Annotated in this window: 2 protein-coding genes; one reads left to right on the top strand and one right to left on the bottom strand. The window is 63.4% G+C overall.

Annotation, left to right across the window (positions count from 1 at the left end; genetic code table 11):
• Window positions 1-28 precede the first annotated feature (28 nt).
• Complete coding sequence (locus tag EN879_RS34515) at window positions 29-955, top strand: LysR family transcriptional regulator (RefSeq protein ID WP_063167965.1); 927 nt, start codon at window positions 29-31, stop codon at window positions 953-955.
• 34 nt (window positions 956-989) lie between these two features.
• On the opposite strand, the gene tsf is transcribed toward EN879_RS34515, so the two are convergent.
• The coding region (gene tsf, locus EN879_RS34510; RefSeq protein ID WP_127274643.1) for a translation elongation factor Ts at window positions 990-1,791 on the bottom strand (802 nt) is incomplete at its 5' end.

The following is a 1,791-nucleotide window of genomic DNA, read 5'->3' as shown; positions in this document are numbered from 1 at the left end:
CGTATGGACCATGCGATATCATGCATGAATGTACCGGGACCTGCTCACCCACTTGCCTGTGATCGTCGCCGTGGCCCGACGCGGCGGCTTTGCGCTTGCCGCCGCCGAACTCGGCATGAGCCCTTCAGCAGTCAGCCATGCGGTGCGCATTGTCGAAGAGCGGATCGGCCAGCCTTTGTTCGCACGGACGACGCGCAGCGTTTCGCTCACCGAGGCCGGCAAGGCGCTGGTGGAAACGGCGGCTCCGGCCCTCCAGGATATTGCCGAGCGGATGGACCGTATCCGCAGCGTCAAAGGCAGGCCGTCTGGCCTGCTCAGGATCAACGCCTCCAACATCGCCATACCATTGGCGGTGACGCCGGTGGTCGCCGCGATGGCCGAGCGCTATCCGGAGGTTACCGTCGAGGTCTTCGCTGACCAGGGTCTGGTTGATATCGTCGGCGAAGGCTTCGATGCCGGCATCCGGCTTGGCGAGATGATCGCCCAGGACATGGTCGCGGTCCGGCTGACGCCGCCGTTCTCCGTCGTCATCGTGGCCTCGCCCGTTTATATCGGACGGCACGGCCGTCCCAGCAGCGTTGCCGATTTGGCGAACCACAATTGTATTGGCTACCGGCTCGTCCGCTCCGGTGCGCTCTATCGCTGGGATCTGATCGAGGATGGCAAGGACATCGCCATGGAGACGCGGGGCAGCGTTGTCGTGACGGATTCGCTCGCAGCAATCGATCTTGCGCTTGCAGGCGTCGGGCTTGCCTATGTCTTCGAGCCGCTGGCGCGCGCCGATCTTGCCGCGGGCCGCCTGGTCCAGGTGCTGCCGCAGACGGCGATCGAGGAACCGGGGCTATTCCTCTATTTCCCGCGCCGGGCGTCAATGGCGCCGAAGCTCAGGGCCTTTATCGACACCGCACAAGAAATCGGCCGGGCATCCTTGCGGACACCCGGCCGAGTTGCCTGAGCTGAGAAGCCCCTTCAGGGGCTATTTGTAAGGATTATTTCTTCACCGCAGCCGCGACTTCCGCCGCGAAATCGGTCTCTTCCTTTTCAATGCCTTCGCCGAGCGCAAAGCGCAGATAGGCGGAAATCTTGGCCGGAGCGCCGATTTCCTTCTCGGCATCCTTCAGTGCCTGCTCGACAGTGATGTCGGGATTGAGCACGAAGGCCTGCTTCAGGAGCACGACTTCCTCATAGAACTTGCGTAGGCGGCCTTCGACCATCTTTTCGATGATCGCTTCCGGCTTGCCGGACTGGCGCGCCTGATCGGCGAAGATCGCCTTCTCGCGCTCGACCGCAGCCGGATCGATCTGCTCGGCCGTCAGCGCCAGCGGGTTGGTGGCGGCGACATGCATGGCAACCTGGCGGCCAAAGGCATTGGCGGCATGCTCATTGCCCGTGGTCTCGATCGCGACCAGAACGCCGAGCTTGCCAAGACCATCGGCAACTGCGTTGTGGACGTAGGTGGCGACAGCACCGTGCGGGACGGTGAGCTTGGCCGAGCGGCGGAAGCCCATGTTTTCGCCGATGGTGCCGACAGCGTCCTTGATGGTGTCGGCAACCGACTTGTCGGAACCTGGATACTTTGCGGCGGCCACAGCTTCCGTCGTGCCGTAGGCCAGCGCAACCTTGGCAACATTGGCGACGATTTCCTGAAACGCGGCGTTGCGGGCAACGAAGTCGGTCTCGGAATTGACCTCGACGACGGCAGCCTCGCGCACGCCGTTGTCGACGCCGATCAGGCCCTCAGCCGCGGTGCGGCCAGCCTTCTTGTCAGCCTTGGAGATACCCTTCTTGCGC

The organism is Mesorhizobium sp. M7A.F.Ca.AU.002.02.1.1 (assembly GCF_003998535.1).
Lineage (GTDB): Bacteria > Pseudomonadota > Alphaproteobacteria > Rhizobiales > Rhizobiaceae > Mesorhizobium > Mesorhizobium ciceri.
This window is presented reverse-complemented; position numbering and strand designations above follow the sequence as displayed.